The organism is endosymbiont of Riftia pachyptila (vent Ph05), from assembly GCF_000224455.1.
Taxonomy (GTDB): domain Bacteria; phylum Pseudomonadota; class Gammaproteobacteria; order Chromatiales; family Chromatiaceae; genus Endoriftia; species Endoriftia persephonae.
The window spans coordinates 1-15,212 of sequence record NZ_AFOC01000090.1 but is presented as its reverse complement, the minus strand read 5'-3'; the positions used below and the strand labels follow the sequence as shown (position 1 = coordinate 15,212).

Sequence of the window (15,212 nt, the reverse complement as noted above, 5' to 3'; positions counted from 1 at the left end):
ACCCCCTTAGCCATGAAGGTCTGCGCCACCGGGATCTTGAGGGTCTCGGCAAACGCCACCAGGGCAGCGCTGGCGCCGGCCCTGATCACCCCGTTGCCGGCCAGGATGATCGGTGCCTTTGCGGCTGAGATGAGAGTTGCGGCCTGTTCGATCTTTGCCTGAGGCGGCGATGGGGGCATTGGCGCCTGTACCTTGAGCGGCTTGAGCGGTGCCACCATCTCGCTGCCGGCGATGTTCTCCGGGAAGCTGATAAAGGCGCCGCCGGGTTTCTCCGCCTGGGCCTCCTTGAACGCCTTGCGCACCAGCTCCGGGATGATCTCCGGCTCCTTGATTTCACTGCTATATTTGGAGATCGGGGCAAACAGATTAACCAGGTCGAGCAGCTGATGGCTCTCCTTGTGCATCCGGGTGGTGGCTCCCTGGCCGGCGATGGCGACGATAGGCGCCCGGTCCATATTGGCGTCGGCAAAGCCGGTGATCAGGTTGGTCGCCCCCGGTCCGAGGGTTGCCAGACAGACCCCGGCACGGCCGGTCAGGCGGCCATAGACATCGGCCATGAAGGCGGCGCCCTGTTCGTGGCGCACCGTGATGAACTTGATGTGGCTCTCCAACAGCGCATCCATCAGATCTAGATTCTCTTCGCCAGGGATGCCGAAGATCATCTCGACCCCTTCATTCTCCAGGCATTCAACCAGTAGTTGTGCGGCGCTCGGCATAGTGACTCCTGACGTTTTGGTTTTTTCCGTTGCAATGGTGAGTCGAGGCATTTATTGGCACTCCAAGCCTATACGTATCTTTTCCAGCTGTTGGATGCACTTCTCTCCATCAGATGCAATGGGTGTGTAATGAAACCGAATCACCCCATGAACCGTAGCAGCTAAGGTATTTGAATGGTGATATCATAAGGGGAAAGCGATGACGGCTGACTTCGTCTATTGGCTGTTTACCGGCATGGGCTGGCTGGCGGGGCTGGTGTTTCTGTTACTTGGTGTGATGTTCGTACGTGACCTGACTCAGACCCACAGCAGCGTGCGGCGCAACTTTCCGCTGGTCGGGCGGATGCGCTACTTTTTGGAAGGCCAGGGGGAGTTCTTTCGCCAATACTTCTTTGCCCACGACCGCCAGGAGCTGCCGTTCAACCGTGCCACCCGCAGTTGGGTCTACCGCAAGGCGAAGGGGCTGCCTGGCACCATCGGCTTTGGCTCGACCAACGACCTGCGTGAGCCAGGCTCGATCATCTTCGTCAACTCCCCCTACGCGATCCTCGAATCGGATCTGCACTGCGCCCCGGCGCTGGTGATTGGTCCCCAGTGTTGTCACCCCTTTGTCGTGCAGCATATCGTCAATATCTCCGGGATGAGCTTTGGCGCCCTCTCCAGCCGGGCGGTGGAGGCGCTCTCGATCGGTGCGGCAGAGGCCGGGGTTTGGCTGAACACAGGTGAGGGGGGGCTCTCCCCCTACCATCTGAAGGGCGGCTGCAGCCTGATCTTTCAGATCGGCACCGCCAAGTTCGGTGTGCGCGACGCCCAAGGGCAGCTCGATGAGGTGCGTCTGCGGGAGCTGGCGGAGCTGCCGCAGGTGCGGGCCTTCGAGCTGAAACTCTCCCAGGGCGCTAAGCCGGGCAAGGGCGGGATACTGCCGGGCAGCAAGGTGACCGCCGAGATCGTGGCGATCCGTGGCATCCCCGAGGGAGAGGATGCGATCAGCCCAAATCGCCACCAGGAGATCAGTAACCCGGATGAGCTGCTGGATGTGATCGAGCGGGTGCGCCGCATCACCGGCAAGCCGGTGGGGATGAAGACGGTGATCGGCAGCGAGATCTATCCGCAGCAGCTGGTGGCGGCGATCTTGCGCCGCGGTGCGGTGAGCGCGCCGGACTTTATCACCCTCGATGGCGGTGAGGGCGGTTCAGGCGCCGCGCCCCAGGCGTTGGCCGACCACGTCGGCTTGTCGCTGAGCGAGTCCCTACCGCTGCTGGTGGATGTGCTCTATCAGGCCGGTTCTGCAGGAGCGGATTCGGATCATCGCCTCGGGCAAGCTGGTGACCTCAGACCGGGCCGCCTGGGCGCTCTGTGCCGGTGCCGATTTTGTCGTCAGTGCGCGGGGGTTTCTATTCTCACTGGGCTGCATCCAGTCGCTGCAGTGTCATCAGAATAGCTGTTCCACCGGCATCACCACCCAGAACCCACGGCTGCAGAAAGGGCTGGTGGTGGCGGAAAAGGCGAAACGGGTCGCCAGCTACGCCACCCAGATCAACCAGGAGCTCGACATGCTGGCCCACTCCTGTGGCCTCAGCTGTGCCCATGAGTTCCAGCGCAACCATGTGCGGATCGTGCAGACTGCTGGCCACAGCATCCCGCTCGACCGGCTCTACCCCTACCCGCAGCCCGATCCTGAACGATTTATTGAGCTGGCTAGTAAATAGATAGCTCTACAGGGGTGGCTTTAGTCGCGACATTTGACTGATTCTGAGGCTGTCTGGTTGCTATCTTTCGATTTGATTTTGGACAGTGCCACTTCGGCCCGGCTCACCTACAATGCCTGAATCCAGTTCAACCCGGCAGTCTCAATGGCAGTGAAAAAAGATCGTGTTTTATGGTTGTCTGTAGGGGTGCTGCTGACCGCGCTGGTCGCAGTGGTGGTCTACAAAGTTTGGCCGATCCTCTACCCTAAGGCTCAGTTCTCTGCGCCGCTCGATCCCGGCTGTGACCTTCGCGCCGGTCCCTGTGTATCCTCCCTGCCTGGCGGCGGTAGCATCAGCTTCGTTATCGAACCCCGTGAGATCCCGCTGGTGCGGCCGCTGCAGCTGCAGGTGACGCTGCAGGGCATCGAGGCGGAGCGGGTCGAGGTTGATTTCAAAGGGGTCGATATGAACATGGGGTTCAACCGTCCACAGCTCAGTCGGGTGGCGGAGGGGCGCTATAGCGGTAAGGGCATACTGCCGGTCTGTGTGCGGGATGCGATGGAGTGGGAGGCCACCGTGCTGGTGACCACCGACGACGGCCTGCTGGCAGCACCCTACCGTTTTATCACAGTCAAACCGGGGCAAATCTTCTGAGATAGAGGCTTCTTAGTCAGATTGCCCCCAAAACCCACATCATGGTAAGAGACCCGGGTTAAAAGCCCCCGCGACCGGGGGGAAAGGGTGCAAACCCGCTGTCCCATTCATCAGGCCAAAAACGATTGTGCGTGATTTGGCAGTCGATTACGCCTTTGCTGCAGAGTGTTCTTCGCCACTCGTATTTTATGAAGTGCTTTTCGCTTGCCTTGGAACGCGGCTTGAAGTGCACGGTTCTGACCGGTGAGTATTCCGACTCGCCAAACCCGGTGCCAGGTGCGGTTTCAAGCGTGTCTGCCCCCGATCTACGAAGCGCGCGGCGCTTCTCCTGTCGGCGGGGATAGTTGTCATATGTAATGTCAGGCTTTTTGCCCTTGAACACGGCAACTGCAATGACGCCCATTGCCGTGCGGTCGCCCCAGGCATCAGCATATGAGTCGTCGATGCTGGTGAAATAGAATCGATTGACCCGTTTTTTACTGGTGCGCCAGCCCTCATACTTTGCCTGTTGATAGGGGCCAAGAACATACATGCGTTCGTGGGGTTTCAGGTTGGATTTTTTCCCGGAGATGATGTTCCTGCCGTCGACCGTAATGACGAGTCCGATGCGTTCATCACTATTGTTGGTGACACGGATAGTGTAATTTTTTCCCTTTCGGGCTTCCAGGTAGGCGCGATGTGTCTTCCTGTCGTTATCAATTTCATATTTAGGGAACTCCTGGCCATAATCGGAGACGATCTCAACATCGATCTTGTCATCCTGCCAGACTGGTCGTGCTTCAACAGCAAACGCAAACAGAAAACCAGCCGTTGCGAGCAGTGCTCCACTCAGTTTTTTCATCACTGTCTCCCATTGTCTTATTAAGTTAGTCAGGTTGAGATAACTCATCTTCTGTTTACAGACTAAGGGGGTTTAACTGAATGAAAGCTGAATGCAGGCATGTCGATTTCTGGGGTTGGCACGGGCGCAGGGCGGCCGGGGCACTATAGGCTGTCGCGTTGGCGAGTCGAATTTTGGGGCTGGGATGTCCCAAAATTTTTTACGGGGTAGCGACACGCTCGCTCTGTTGCGAGTCAGCATCATGCTGCAGCTTTTTCAGGCCCTGGGAGGTTTTCTCTTGCTGTGCCTGTTCGTTACGGGTGACATACTGCGGTTGCAGGGCATCCAGCATGGCGCGGATGACATAGAGAATAGTCTTGGAGGCGAAACCGGTGGCAAAGGCAACCAGGGCGGTGGTGGCCCCGGTCTCCAGCTTCATAGAGTAGACGGCGATGACCGCAATCACGGGCGCTGAGAGTACCTGCATGATCTCGAATACCCGCTTGTCCCGAACCTGTAGGCAGTGTTCGTCTTCCAGGCGCTTTGCATCGGACTGCAGTTTGCTGGTGTCGGTCTGCTGCAGTTGACTCAATATTCGACTCAGTCTTTGTGCCGCCTCCTGCAACGGCTGCAGGCCTGCAGTACTGCTGTTTTCCGCCACTCTGTCCGCCACTTGCGCGGTTTCCTGTATCCCCTTGCTGTGACGGATCTCAAGTCCGGAAGCCAGGTTCGCCAACTCTTCTGCCTCCTGCTGCAGCGAATCGGGTTCGAGTCTTCCTGCCGCATTGAGCATCGCGGTGTAGTGGTTTGTGGCGTCCGCCAACTTCGAAACAAGCGGATGCTTATTGATGATCGCTGTCACCTCCTGCTCCACCCGCCAGGCGTTGTGCTGGATCTCCGGCACCCGCCGGGTCATGCTCACGGCTCCTCCGATGAGAGCGAAAATCAGCACATAGAGGGGGACCACGATACCGCTTTCGATCTGTGTCCAGCTTGACTCCATCGTGGGTTGAAGGTCGGGCGGCGGATTGCACTGCTCGAACTGATCCTGACACTGCCCCAGTTTTTGCTCTCTTGCAGGCTGTTCGGTAATTCCCTGGGCTACCTCTCTGCATGCCTCTCGCTCCGCCACACACTCTTTACTGAGGGCGAAGTTTTGGCAACCAATGTAATTCTCGACACAGGCACTGGCGGCCTCCTCTGAGAGTGTTGTGTCCTGTACCGGCACGCCCGGCATCGGGGTCATAAAACCGCCGATGTTCAGGACCCATTGACGGTTAAGGCTTCCGACATTTGGCTCTTTCTGGCACTGAACCACCGGCCTGCCTCCCCTCATACGATTTTTATTCCATATCCCCCATGGAAACATGGCAGCTGCTGATGAGATTTCAGCAGGGTGCTGTGTGCCGGTGGGGGAAGCTGGGCATTCTCAGGCTGTGTTGAGAGTCGATGCTGGCTAGCCAGCACCCGGCGCTGGTGCCGGGTGCTGCTTCGGCCGGTCAGGGCGGCACTGGAGTGCCAGCTCAGAGAGCGCGGATCTTCTCTGCCTGTGTTTCTAGATCAGCCAATGCTCTGCGCGCCACCTCGAGTTTATCCCGTTCCTTCTGCACCACCGCCTCTGGTGCCTTGTCGACAAAGTTGGGGTTGGCGAGCTTCTTGTCGGTGCGTTCCAGCTCAGCCTGGAGCTTGCCCATCTCCTTCTCCAAGCGCGCCAGCTCCGCATCCTTGTCGATCAGGCCGGCCAGTGGGATCAGCACCTGCATCTCGCCGACCAGGGCGGTGGCAGACTCAGGGCCGGCATCGCCCTCATCCAACCGGATGATCGACTCGGTCCTGGCCAGAAAATCAAGGTAGGGGCGAGCCGCCTCGGCCCAGGTTGCATCCTGCTCGCTGGCATTGGCCAGCAGCACCGGCACCTTTTTCGAGGGGGCGATGTCCATCTCGCCCTTGATCTTGCGGATGCCGAGGATGAACTGCATCACCCACTCCATCTGCTGCTCCGTCTCAGGGTCGACCAGCGCTTGGCGAAAGCTGGGGTAGGGCTGGAGCATGATGGTCTCTCCATCCTTGCTGGTCAGTGGCGCGACCTGCTGCCAGATCTCTTCGGTGATGAAGGGCATGATCGGATGGGCCAGGCGCAGCAGGGCCTCGAGCACCCGCACCAGGGTGCGGCGAGTGCCGCGCTTGGCGGCCTCCGATGGGTGTTGCTGTTGAGCACCGGCTTGGTCAGCTCCAGGTACCAGTCGCAGTAGTGGTTCCAGGTGAACTCGTAGATCGCCTGAGCGGCGTGGTCGAAGCGGTAGTTTTCGATCGCCTCGGTGACGCTCTGTTTGGTCTGCTGCAGCCGGGAGAGGATCCAGCGATCGGCCACCGAGCGCTCCAGTTCGCCTCCCGATCGTGGTAAAGACTGGCCACAGTCCTCTCCCTCGGTGTTCATCAGCACGTAGCGGGAGGCATTCCAAAGCTTGTTGCAGAAGTTGCGATAGCCCTCGATGCGCCCCAGGTCGAACTTGATGTCGCGGCCGGTGGCGGCCAGCGCGGCGAAGGTGAATCTCAAAGCATCAGTGCCGAAGCTGGGGATACCGTCGGGGAACTCCTTGCGAGTCTGTTTTTCGATCTTCTTCGCCAGTTTTGGCTGCATCATGCCGCTGGTGCGTTTCTCCACCAGCGCCTCCAGCTCGATGCCATCGATTAGGTCGATCGGGTCGAGTACGTTGCCCTTCGACTTGGACATTTTATCGCCGTGGGAGTCGCGCACCAGACCGTGCACATAGACCTCGTGGAAGGGGACCTGCCCATCCATGAACTTGAGCCCCATCATGATCATCCGCGCCACCCAGAAGAAGATGATGTCGAAGCCGGTGACCAGCACGTTGGTGGGGTAGAATGCCTGCAGGCGCTGGGTATCCTCCGGCCAGCCGAGGGTGGAGAAGGGCCAGAGCGCCGAGCTGAACCAGGTGTCGAGTACGTCCTCATCCTGGCGCAGCGGGTAGTCGGCGTCGAGGCCGTGCTGGTTGCGCACCTCAGCCTCGCTACGGCCAACGTAGACGTTGCCTTCGTCGTCGTACCAGGCGGGGATGCGGTGCCCCCACCAGATCTGGCGGGAGATGCACCAGTCCTGGATGTTGCGCATCCACTCGTAGTAGGTGTTCTTCCAGTTGTCGGGTACGAATTTGATGTCGCCCTTCTCGACGGCCTCGATGGCGGGCTTCGCCAGTGGGCCGACCTTGACGTACCACTGGTCAGTCAAAAAGGGTTCGATCACGGTGCCGGAGCGGTCGCCGCGGGGCACCATCAGCTTGTGGTCGTCGATCCGCTCTAGCAGGCCGCTGGCTTCCAGGTCGGCGACGATCTGTTTGCGCGCCAGGTAGCGGTCCATGCCGATATATTTGGTGGGGATCAGCTCGCCTTCCTCCACCTCATTTTCGCGGATCGCTGCGTCGCTGGTGAAGATATTGATCAGGCCGCCGTGGGGCTGTTCGCTGATCGCGATCTCGTCGCGGTGGCGCAGCCAGACAGCGTAGTCGTTGAAGTCGTGGGCCGGGGTTATCTTCACGCAGCCGGTGCCGAACTCGGGGTCGACGTGCTCCTCGTCGGCGATGATCGGAATCTTGCGCTCGGTCAGCGGCAGCTCCAGCAGCTCGCCGATCATGTGCTTGTAGCGTTCATCGTTGGGGTTCACTGCCACCGCGCAGTCGCCCAGCATGGTCTCGGGGCGGGTGGTGGCGACGATCAGGTGGCCCTGGCCGTTGGAGAGGGGGTAGCGCATATGCCACATGTGGCCGCTCTCCTCCTCATTGAGCACCTCCAGGTCGGAGACTGCGGTGTGCAGCTTGGTGTCCCAGTTGACCAAGCGTTTGCCGCGATAGATCAGCCCCTCTTCATAGAGGCGCACGAAGACTTCTTTGACTGCTTCGGAGAGCCCGTCATCCATGGTGAAGCGCTCATGCTGCCAGTCGAGGGAGGAGCCGAGACGTCGCAGTTGGCGAGTGATGTTGCCGCCGGACTCCTGGCGCCACTCCCAGATACGGTCGATGAAGGCGTCGCGGCCCAGGTCGTGGCGGGTCTTGCCCTGTGCCTCCAGTTGGCGCTCCACTACCATTTGGGTGGCGATGCCGGCGTGGTCGCTGCCGGGCTGCCAGAGGGTCTGGTCCCCCTTCATCCGGTGGAAGCGGATCAGGGTGTCCATGATCGTGTTGTTGAAACCGTGCCCCATATGCAGGCTGCCGGTGACGTTGGGCGGCGGGATCATGATGCAGTAGGCGCTGTCGCCTTCGGCTGCGGGGGCGAAGTAACCGCGCTCTTCCCAGGTCTGGTACCAGCGTTGTTCTATGGCGTGGGGGTCGTAGGTCTTGTCCATGGTGTGTATCAGATGGTTCGGCCAAAAAAGGCGGCTATTATAGCCCCATGAGTTGTGGGAGGGGGGAGAGTAATCTTTATCCGAGATAATGGGTGTCAGATGGATTTGGTTTTCTCTTTAAAAAAGAGCTTGGCTGTTCCGGGACGTCGTCTGGGTTTGTCACTGCTGGCGTTGCAGCTCGCGTTGCTGAGCGGGATTGATTCGACGGTTGCAATGGGTCTGCTTCTGGTTCATCTTGGTTTTTTCCTGCTTTGGCAGCCGCTGTTGCGCCGCGATGTGGATTGGCAACTGCGGGATCTGCTCTATCTGCTACCCATTCTGATCTGTTTTGTTACACCAGCCCGACCTTTCGCGGCAGAGCTGTGGTTATTGTTGCTGATTGGCCTGGTCAGTGGGCGGGTGTTTTCCAGCCGCAGTGAGCGCCTGTTGCTGTCGGCTGCGCTGGTTGTGTTGCTTGTCGATCTGCTGTTGGTGTTGCTGCCACTGACGCTGTTTCCCGCAAATTTTTCAGCTGCTGAGTACCGTCTCTTTATCTTTCTGGGCTTCATTCCGATTGTCTGGATGGTGCTGTCGCCATCGTGGGGTGGGGACAGTGCTGGCCGTACCGACTTTTTCCACTCCATGCTGTTTGTTTTGCTGGTGTTGGCGCTGGGGATGGGGGCGGCGATGGTGCATCTGCTCAGCGGCATCGAATATCACTTTGGGCTGGCCGGTGCGATGCTCGGTATCGGTTTGCTGATGTTTGCGCTTAGCTTCTTCTTGCGCTCGGGTGAGGGGCTCTCCCAGCTCTGGGAGAGCTATATCTTCAATCTTGGAACCCCGTTTGAGTTATGGCTCTCCAACCTGGCCAATATCGCCTCCCGCCCCAATATCGAACCTGAAACCCTGCTCACTGCGGGGGCTGAAGAGGCATTGAAACTCGGTTGGGTGGAGGGTGTGAAAGTCACCCGGGAAAACGGTGATCAGATGGTTGGCAGGGCCACCGATTTTGTTTCAATGGTGGGTGAGCAGGATATTGGCATCCACTTCTTTTTCCATCAGGAGGTCGGACCAGGCCTGCGCTACCATACCCGGCTGTTGCAGAAGGCCCTGATGTTTTTCTATCTGGCCCACTCGCGGGAGAAACGGCTCTCTGAACAGGCGCATCTGCGTGCCATCTACGAGACCGGTGCACGTCTGACCCACGACATAAAGAATATTCTGCAGGCGATGAATACTGTTGCTGCCTTGGCCGAAGAGGCGCGCCATGACTGTGATGGTGAGGCGTTGGCAGTGGTCTCGCGTCAGCTGAAAGCACTTGGAAAAAGACTACATACGACACTGGATAAGCTGCGGGCACCTTTGGTTCAACAAGAAGATTGGGTAGAAATCCAGAGTTGGTGGGAGCGTTTACAGCTGCTCTATACTGGCCGTGATGCCGAATTTTCTGCACATCTGGAAGTGAGGCGCAAGGTGCCCGCCACGGTGTTGACCTCGATCAGCGAGAATCTGCTGGAGAACGCCCGGCTCAAGCGGCTCAGTGAGCCGCAGCTGATGATCCGCATGGAGCTGCACAATACCCGTGACGAGGGGTTTCTGCTCAGAGTCTGTGACAGCGGTGCCGCAGTGCCCGAGGCGGTGGTTGCAAGCCTGTTTAACGGGCCGGTCGCCTCGGACAATGGTTTGGGGGTGGGGCTCTACCAGTCCGCCCGGATCGCCCAGGTCCACGGTTTTAAGCTGGAGTTGGCGGAGAATCGCAACGGACGGGTCTGTTTTACCTTGAAGGGAGCGGCTGAGAAGGGGGAGGCCGGCGGAGATTGGCCTGACAAAAAATAGGGCGGGCCATGCCCGCCAGGTGTAATCGACTGAAATTATGGGTAATGTCGGGTGCGGCCTGACCTATAAATGTGCTGATCTTCCAGACAACGCAAAGCCCGGAGATTCCCGGGCTTTGCGTCTACAACAGGGGATCAAAGGGTGATGAAGACATCGAGCCTCTGGTTTTTGTCATAGCTGCTACCGGAGCCGCCGTAGCGGGCCATATCACCGGAGGTGGCATTGCCATCGTCCAGCTCATCATCCATGCGCTGTGCGATGTCGCCGGGTAGGCTACGCATCAGGATCTTCAGTTCGTTGCGGCCATTCGCCCAGTTACCGGTGGAGATGGCGTCGATCAGGCCTCCGTAGGGGTGTTGACGGCGCAGGGCCTTGCCCTGGGCGCTGACATCACCACCGATCATGCCGGCCAGCATCAGATGCTGCCAGACTAGGCAGGACTCTTCGGTGTTTCTGTCGCACCAGCCACCGCTCACAGTACCATCGCCATTGCCATTTCTTACGGTCACGCCACTGGGTGCCTGAAAACTGGTGGTCGCCTTGTTGAAATCGCCGGGCAGGGCCTTGTAGCGATCCTGAAAGGCGTAGACCGCCGCCCGATAGGAGTCGATCTGCTGCACGAAGTTTTTGTATTTGGCGTNCTGAATCATCTCCTGACCCTTCAGGATGCCGCCGATCAGCAGGCCGATGATGACCAGGACGATGGATATCTCCACCAGGGTAAAGCCGTTCTGTTTTTTCATTTTCTTGGACCTCTCGATTGGTAGTAGTCAAGTGTGTTATTGCAGGCTGCGTGCCAGATGGGCGAGTAGGCGAAATTGGTCATAAAAAAGCTTGAAAACGGGCCTGCACGGGAGATGTCACGGAGTTATCTCTTCGAGGTGCCAACGCAGTGTTGAAATATCGACAATAGGCTGTGCATTCCTCAACAGCTGTTGAGGCTTCAACGTCTGGGATCAGCTCAGGGCAGCTGCCCGGCAGTGACGAGGCGGTGGTAGAGCACTTGGGGCGAGATCCAGAGCAGCAGGTCGTCGAAGCGCTCTGAACTGGTCAGGTCGGCGTAACCGCGGGAGCAGAACTGGCGATCGCTGTTGTCGATGTTCTCGCGCTCATGACGACCGGGGGAGCGGGTGCCGTTTTTACCGATGGAAAAGATCACAAACGGCGCGGTGCTGCTGATCACGCTGCCGGCGGGACAGTTGACCGCCTGACAGATCTGCAGATCGGGATTGAGAAACTGCATCTGCACCGCCCGCATATCGCCGGGGGTGGTGAAGTCCGCACTTGATGCGCCACCGACATCACTCTGGGTGACGCTGTAGCGCAAGGGAGAGTTCCATTGATCCAGCAGCAGACCGTTGCTGTCGACTGTGCCGGAGAGCCCGAGAGTTCTGACCGGCACATAGCCGTGCGGTTGGCTGCAGTTGCCGCCGCCGACTGGGGCCTGCTGTCCATTGCTGCCGAGGGTTGCTGGGCAGGGCAGGTAGCCGTTGGCCATGGCAAAACCCACCAGCGCGTCACGCACCGTGAGCAGCTGGTCTTCGGTCTCGTTGCGCGCCTGGGTTTCGCGTTGCGACATCAGTGAGATCAATGCCCCACCCATCAGCAGACCGATGATCACCATGCCGAGAGCCAGTTCGATCAGGGTAAAACCGCGTTGTGCTGAGACCTTCATGGCCGCTCTCCTGATTGCTATGGAAGGATGACACGTAGTGTGTCGTTGCCACCGGGTGGGCGCAGGTCGAAGCGGCGGTTGCCACTCTGGCCATTCTCCCCTTCGAAATAGTCGCTGAGAGTGGCGGAGGGGCGGCGCCCGCTAAGGTCGATACCGGCGAGCAGCAGCAGCCCCTGTTTGTCGTCTCTTCGGCCGGGCAGGTTGGCCACCTCAAGGCAGTCGACGCCGGGGGAGCAATTGGTCGTGGCGCTGGCGAAATAGCTCAGCCAGTGCCAGTTGTTGGCCTGGAACCAGGGTGGCAGGGAGGCGCCGGCGGCGCAGCCACTGCCCCAGTTGGCCGGCAGCACACTGTCGATGGGCAGCAGCCCCTCTGTGGTGCCTGGCTGACTGTCGAACAGCGCCAGCCCGGACGGATCGGTAAATGGCACCGCATCAGGAAGACGGCTGCAACCGGCCACATAGTCGCGTAGGCGTAGCGCAATCTCTGCGGCCACGCGGCGCTCTACCTCCTGCATCAACTCACGGCGGGTGATGGCGATCAGCCGGTCATTGAGGCCGGTGGAGGCTGGGCGGGCCTGGGTGAAATCGGCGTCGCTGTCGCGGTTCTCCCCCTCCAGGTGAGCGGAGCGGGCCCGATCGGCATTGCCCATTACCGCGCTACTGCGCTGTTGTTGATCCAGCACCGGCCCGGGGGCGATCACCAGCGCAACGATATCCCCCTGGCCATCCAGCCTCAGAGCGCCCGAGGTGTCGCTGTTGAGCGGGACGCTGGCCAGCTCGGTATAGGCCGGACTGGGCAGATACCAGAGAGTGGCGTTGCTGCTATCGATCAGTTGCGCCACCCCCAGCTCCCGCCAAGGTAGCCAACCAGGGCGCATGGTTCCGCCCGATTCACTGCGACAGCGGCTGCCGTTGTGGTCTTCGGGGTTAGTGATGCGGCCGTCGCCGTTGTAGTCGGGGCAGGGCAGGGCGCCGGGACGGCTATGCATCACGGCGTAGCCGATTAGCGCCTGCTTGGCCTGCTGCAGCTGTTCCAGGTTGGCGTTGGCCCGGTGCAGGCGAAACCGGTCGATGGAGAACTTGCCGACTACCGCCATTGCCAGCGCCATGGTCAGGGAGAAGATCAGCAGCAGGAAGGCCGCGCCCTGTTGGGGTCGGCGCAGGTGGTTCATAGTTGGCTACCTGTAGTTTCGGTGGCATCAATGGTGGGGACGGCTTGTGTCTTGCTGTGTTCCATTGTGGCGGCCGTTGTCTGTTTCGCGTCTGCCTGCGCTGGCAGTGGTTGCGCTGTCGGCAGATCAATCGCTTCCACCACCCGCTGCTGCTGTAACAGCCACACCTGCCCAGGTTTCAATCGCTTAATCGCTGTGCCGTACTGTAACGGGATAGCGCCCTTATCCCGGTCGGCGTGGCGATCCTGCACATCAATGCCATTTGAGAGCCGACTGGTTTTGAGCGTCGAATGGTCGTTTACCCAACTGATATTGCGCTGATGCGGACGGAATACGGTCCCTTTCAGATGAATCGCCGGAGGGGGTTCAACAGCAGCTTCTGTGAATGGCCCCGCGTTGGGCTGTCGCAGCAGGTTGTCGAGTTGATAGCGTTGCTCCGCTGAGGTGAACAGCCGGCCGAAGCCGTTTTGGCGTTCCTCGGCCCAGCTGGCTGCCGGTGCGGCAAGCAGGAGCAGCAGGATTGTCAATCTAGGGCGCCATGCTCTCATCGACGACTCCAGTTGCTGCTTCAAAGTTGATCGTTAACCACTCCAGATCGCAGGCGGCACGAATATTGATCAGGTCGGTGCGATTGGTTTTGATGGGCCGATCCCGTTCGGCGCGCTGCAACTGACAGCTGCGTACCAGAAAGAGCCCCGTTACCTGCCGCTGCAATCCCTGCAGGAAGCGGAACAGCTGCTCTTCGTGCAACAGGCCGAGTTGCAGTTTCATGCGGCTGCCAAACAGGGGGAGCGACTGGATCAGGTCACTCGCCGATGGTGGCTGGAAGGGGGTGCGGCTTGCCAGTGAGTAGGTGACCTGTGGGATACCCTGGGCGATGGCGGTCTCACGTATCTGTTCGATCCAGGCCAGCCGCTCTTCCTCGCCGATGACTCCCTGCTGCTGCAGGCTGCTATAGCGATCCTGGTAGATAGCGGCCAGCTCCAGATTGCGGCGCGCCTCGCGAATCCTGGCCATCGCCTGATGCAGCGCGGTACGGACCTCAGCGGTCTCGCTGTTGATCTCACTGGCATACCAGATGGATGCGCTGATGATCAGGAATGAGAGTAATACCAGGCTGAGCAGGGCGGCAAAGGAGAGACGGTATCGGCGCAGGTAGTTGGAATGGATCATGACTCCACCTGCTGAGAGAAGCTGATAAGGATCTCGAACTCCCGGTCCTTATCCTGGTCATTGTTGCCTACTGCCTTGACTCCGGCACGGCCGGAGACCTGGCCGCTGGAACTGATGTCAACCGGCAGCTGGCGCACCGCGATATCCTCCACATGGGCCTGGTGGGAGAGTCGGTTACGCAACAGCTCGATCAGATCAAGCTGGCGACGGTAGTTCTCCGCCTCGCTTTTGATGATGCCTCGCATCAGCAGGTTGTGGACCAACCGGCCACTAACCTCTTGCGCCATGCTCTCGTCTGCCATGTCATCCATGCCCATCTCGTCGATCATCCCCAGCATGCCGCCCGGCTGCTGCCTGTTGTCCATATCATCGCCGCCCAGTGAGTTGTCACTACCTGTGGCCTGCGGCACTTCGTCTCCCAGCAGCCAGCGCAGGCTGGTGATCTGGATCTCCTCCAGGTCTGGTCTCTCCAGTACTCTGGAGACGGCTGCCAGCGCCTGACCAGGGAGGGCGGGATAGCTGTGCTGCCGGAAGCTGTCGAACCACTCTACCGAATGGCGCATGCGGGCCGCCTGCCCCAGTTGCTCCTCAATACCGCCATACTGCTTTTTAAAATGGCTATCGGCTTGCTGAGTGCTATGCAGCAACTGCGGAATCTTGGCGTGGTCGATGAGGGCCTCAACTACCTGATACTGGGAGAAGCCGAGGGCGATGCAGAATAGTCCCATGGCAGCCGCTTTGAGCATCTGTCCGGCCTGGTAGCCGTAGTAGTCCTGTAGGCCCGGCGGGTCAAGATAGGGCTGACTGCGTTGGGGAGCACGGGAGCAGAGCCAGGTGAAGAGTACGTTGCACAAAACCGACTCATCGGTGTTGATGCCAAATAACTCATACACTTCGGAGACCGATGCGATCACTGGGTCATGTAGATCAGATGCCTGTATCTCCTCGCGCAAGAGCCTGGCCCACTCGTCGCGTAGTAGTGCCACCGGACGCAGTGGTTCGCCGTTCTTGATGAAGTGCCGCGAGGCGAGAAAGGCACGGGTGTGCTGCAGCTCTTGCTGCAGGAAACGGCGGATCTCTGCTTTCCCACCTCGGGGCACTGCCGCCTGCCGGCTGAAGTAGAGTTTGCCGTTACGGAA

13 protein-coding genes and 1 pseudogene are annotated in these 15,212 nt (G+C 59.5%); 4 read left to right on the top strand and 10 right to left on the bottom strand.

From position 1 onward, the window contains the following. Positions 1-716 (bottom strand): thiamine pyrophosphate-binding protein (locus RIFP1SYM_RS13015; RefSeq protein ID WP_039960489.1); only part of this gene is annotated, 716 nt, incomplete at its 3' end. A gap of 199 nt (positions 717-915) precedes the next feature. Between RIFP1SYM_RS13015 and RIFP1SYM_RS13010 the strand changes: the two genes are divergently transcribed. The 3 genes from RIFP1SYM_RS13010 (at position 916) to RIFP1SYM_RS13005 (ending at position 3,058) form a co-directional block, all read left to right on the top strand. Beyond that, entirely contained in the window at positions 916-2,157 is a 1,242-nt protein-coding gene (locus RIFP1SYM_RS13010; protein ID WP_005965464.1) for an FMN-binding glutamate synthase family protein, read from the top strand. Then, a complete protein-coding gene (locus RIFP1SYM_RS18830) occupies positions 2,042-2,425 on the top strand; it encodes a glutamate synthase-related protein (protein WP_305790597.1) in 384 nt (127 codons plus the stop codon). Before RIFP1SYM_RS13010 ends, RIFP1SYM_RS18830 begins: the two co-directional genes overlap by 116 nt. 144 nt (positions 2,426-2,569) lie before the next feature. Continuing rightward, positions 2,570-3,058 (top strand): hypothetical protein, encoded by a 489-nt coding sequence (locus tag RIFP1SYM_RS13005; RefSeq protein WP_005965462.1) that lies wholly within the window; start codon positions 2,570-2,572, stop codon positions 3,056-3,058. 58 nt (positions 3,059-3,116) lie between these two features. Here RIFP1SYM_RS13005 and RIFP1SYM_RS13000 read toward each other — a convergent pair whose 3' ends face one another. From RIFP1SYM_RS13000 to RIFP1SYM_RS12990, 3 genes and pseudogenes are all read right to left on the bottom strand, one after another. Next, a complete protein-coding gene (locus tag RIFP1SYM_RS13000; protein WP_039960491.1) occupies positions 3,117-3,899 on the bottom strand; it encodes a hypothetical protein in 783 nt (260 codons plus the stop codon). 199 nt (positions 3,900-4,098) lie between these two features. Continuing rightward, the gene (locus tag RIFP1SYM_RS12995) at positions 4,099-5,124 is read right to left on the bottom strand and encodes an AAA family ATPase (RefSeq protein ID WP_139042143.1); all 1,026 of its coding nucleotides are present in this window, start codon (positions 5,122-5,124) and stop codon (positions 4,099-4,101) included. Between the two features lie 277 nt (positions 5,125-5,401). Continuing rightward, positions 5,402-8,238 (bottom strand): annotated as a pseudogene (locus RIFP1SYM_RS12990) (valine--tRNA ligase). A 99-nt stretch (positions 8,239-8,337) separates the two neighbouring features. Here RIFP1SYM_RS12990 and RIFP1SYM_RS12985 point away from each other — a divergent pair. Further along, positions 8,338-10,053: an ATP-binding protein gene (locus tag RIFP1SYM_RS12985; RefSeq protein ID WP_240992113.1), complete on the top strand. Its 1,716-nt coding sequence runs from the start codon at positions 8,338-8,340 to the stop codon at positions 10,051-10,053. A gap of 134 nt (positions 10,054-10,187) precedes the next feature. Here the strand turns inward: RIFP1SYM_RS12985 and RIFP1SYM_RS12980 are convergent, their stop codons facing one another. The 6 genes from RIFP1SYM_RS12980 to RIFP1SYM_RS18280 all read right to left on the bottom strand — a co-directional run. Then, entirely contained in the window at positions 10,188-10,796 is a 609-nt protein-coding gene (locus tag RIFP1SYM_RS12980; protein ID WP_005965450.1) for a prepilin-type N-terminal cleavage/methylation domain-containing protein, read from the bottom strand. 218 nt (positions 10,797-11,014) lie between these two features. Beyond that, positions 11,015-11,728 (bottom strand): type II secretion system protein, encoded by a 714-nt coding sequence (locus RIFP1SYM_RS12975; RefSeq protein ID WP_005965448.1) that lies wholly within the window; start codon positions 11,726-11,728, stop codon positions 11,015-11,017. A 17-nt stretch (positions 11,729-11,745) separates the two neighbouring features. Further along, positions 11,746-12,900: a hypothetical protein gene (locus RIFP1SYM_RS12970; RefSeq protein WP_005965446.1), complete on the bottom strand. Its 1,155-nt coding sequence runs from the start codon at positions 12,898-12,900 to the stop codon at positions 11,746-11,748. Further along, a complete protein-coding gene (locus RIFP1SYM_RS12965; RefSeq protein ID WP_240992112.1) occupies positions 12,897-13,448 on the bottom strand; it encodes a hypothetical protein in 552 nt (183 codons plus the stop codon). Before RIFP1SYM_RS12965 ends, RIFP1SYM_RS12970 begins: the two co-directional genes overlap by 4 nt. Then, a complete protein-coding gene (locus tag RIFP1SYM_RS12960) occupies positions 13,429-14,073 on the bottom strand; it encodes a hypothetical protein (RefSeq protein ID WP_005965442.1) in 645 nt (214 codons plus the stop codon). The genes RIFP1SYM_RS12965 and RIFP1SYM_RS12960 overlap by 20 nt, the downstream gene beginning before the upstream one ends. Beyond that, the coding region (locus RIFP1SYM_RS18280) for a hypothetical protein (protein WP_039960484.1) at positions 14,070-15,212 on the bottom strand (1,143 nt) is incomplete at its 5' end. The genes RIFP1SYM_RS12960 and RIFP1SYM_RS18280, both read right to left, overlap by 4 nt.

Coding starts and splice junctions, on each gene's coding strand:
- RIFP1SYM_RS12995 (WP_139042143.1), bottom strand. CDS start 5,124: ATGACCCCGATGCCGGGCGTGCCGGTACAGGACACAACACTCTCAGAG.
- RIFP1SYM_RS12960 (WP_005965442.1), bottom strand. CDS start 14,073: ATGATCCATTCCAACTACCTGCGCCGATACCGTCTCTCCTTTGCCGCC.
- RIFP1SYM_RS12970 (WP_005965446.1), bottom strand. CDS start 12,900: ATGAACCACCTGCGCCGACCCCAACAGGGCGCGGCCTTCCTGCTGCTG.
- RIFP1SYM_RS12985 (WP_240992113.1), top strand. CDS start 8,338: ATGGATTTGGTTTTCTCTTTAAAAAAGAGCTTGGCTGTTCCGGGACGT.
- RIFP1SYM_RS13005 (WP_005965462.1), top strand. CDS start 2,570: ATGGCAGTGAAAAAAGATCGTGTTTTATGGTTGTCTGTAGGGGTGCTG.
- RIFP1SYM_RS12965 (WP_240992112.1), bottom strand. CDS start 13,448: ATGAGAGCATGGCGCCCTAGATTGACAATCCTGCTGCTCCTGCTTGCC.
- RIFP1SYM_RS13010 (WP_005965464.1), top strand. CDS start 916: ATGACGGCTGACTTCGTCTATTGGCTGTTTACCGGCATGGGCTGGCTG.
- RIFP1SYM_RS13000 (WP_039960491.1), bottom strand. CDS start 3,899: ATGAAAAAACTGAGTGGAGCACTGCTCGCAACGGCTGGTTTTCTGTTT.
- RIFP1SYM_RS12975 (WP_005965448.1), bottom strand. CDS start 11,728: ATGAAGGTCTCAGCACAACGCGGTTTTACCCTGATCGAACTGGCTCTC.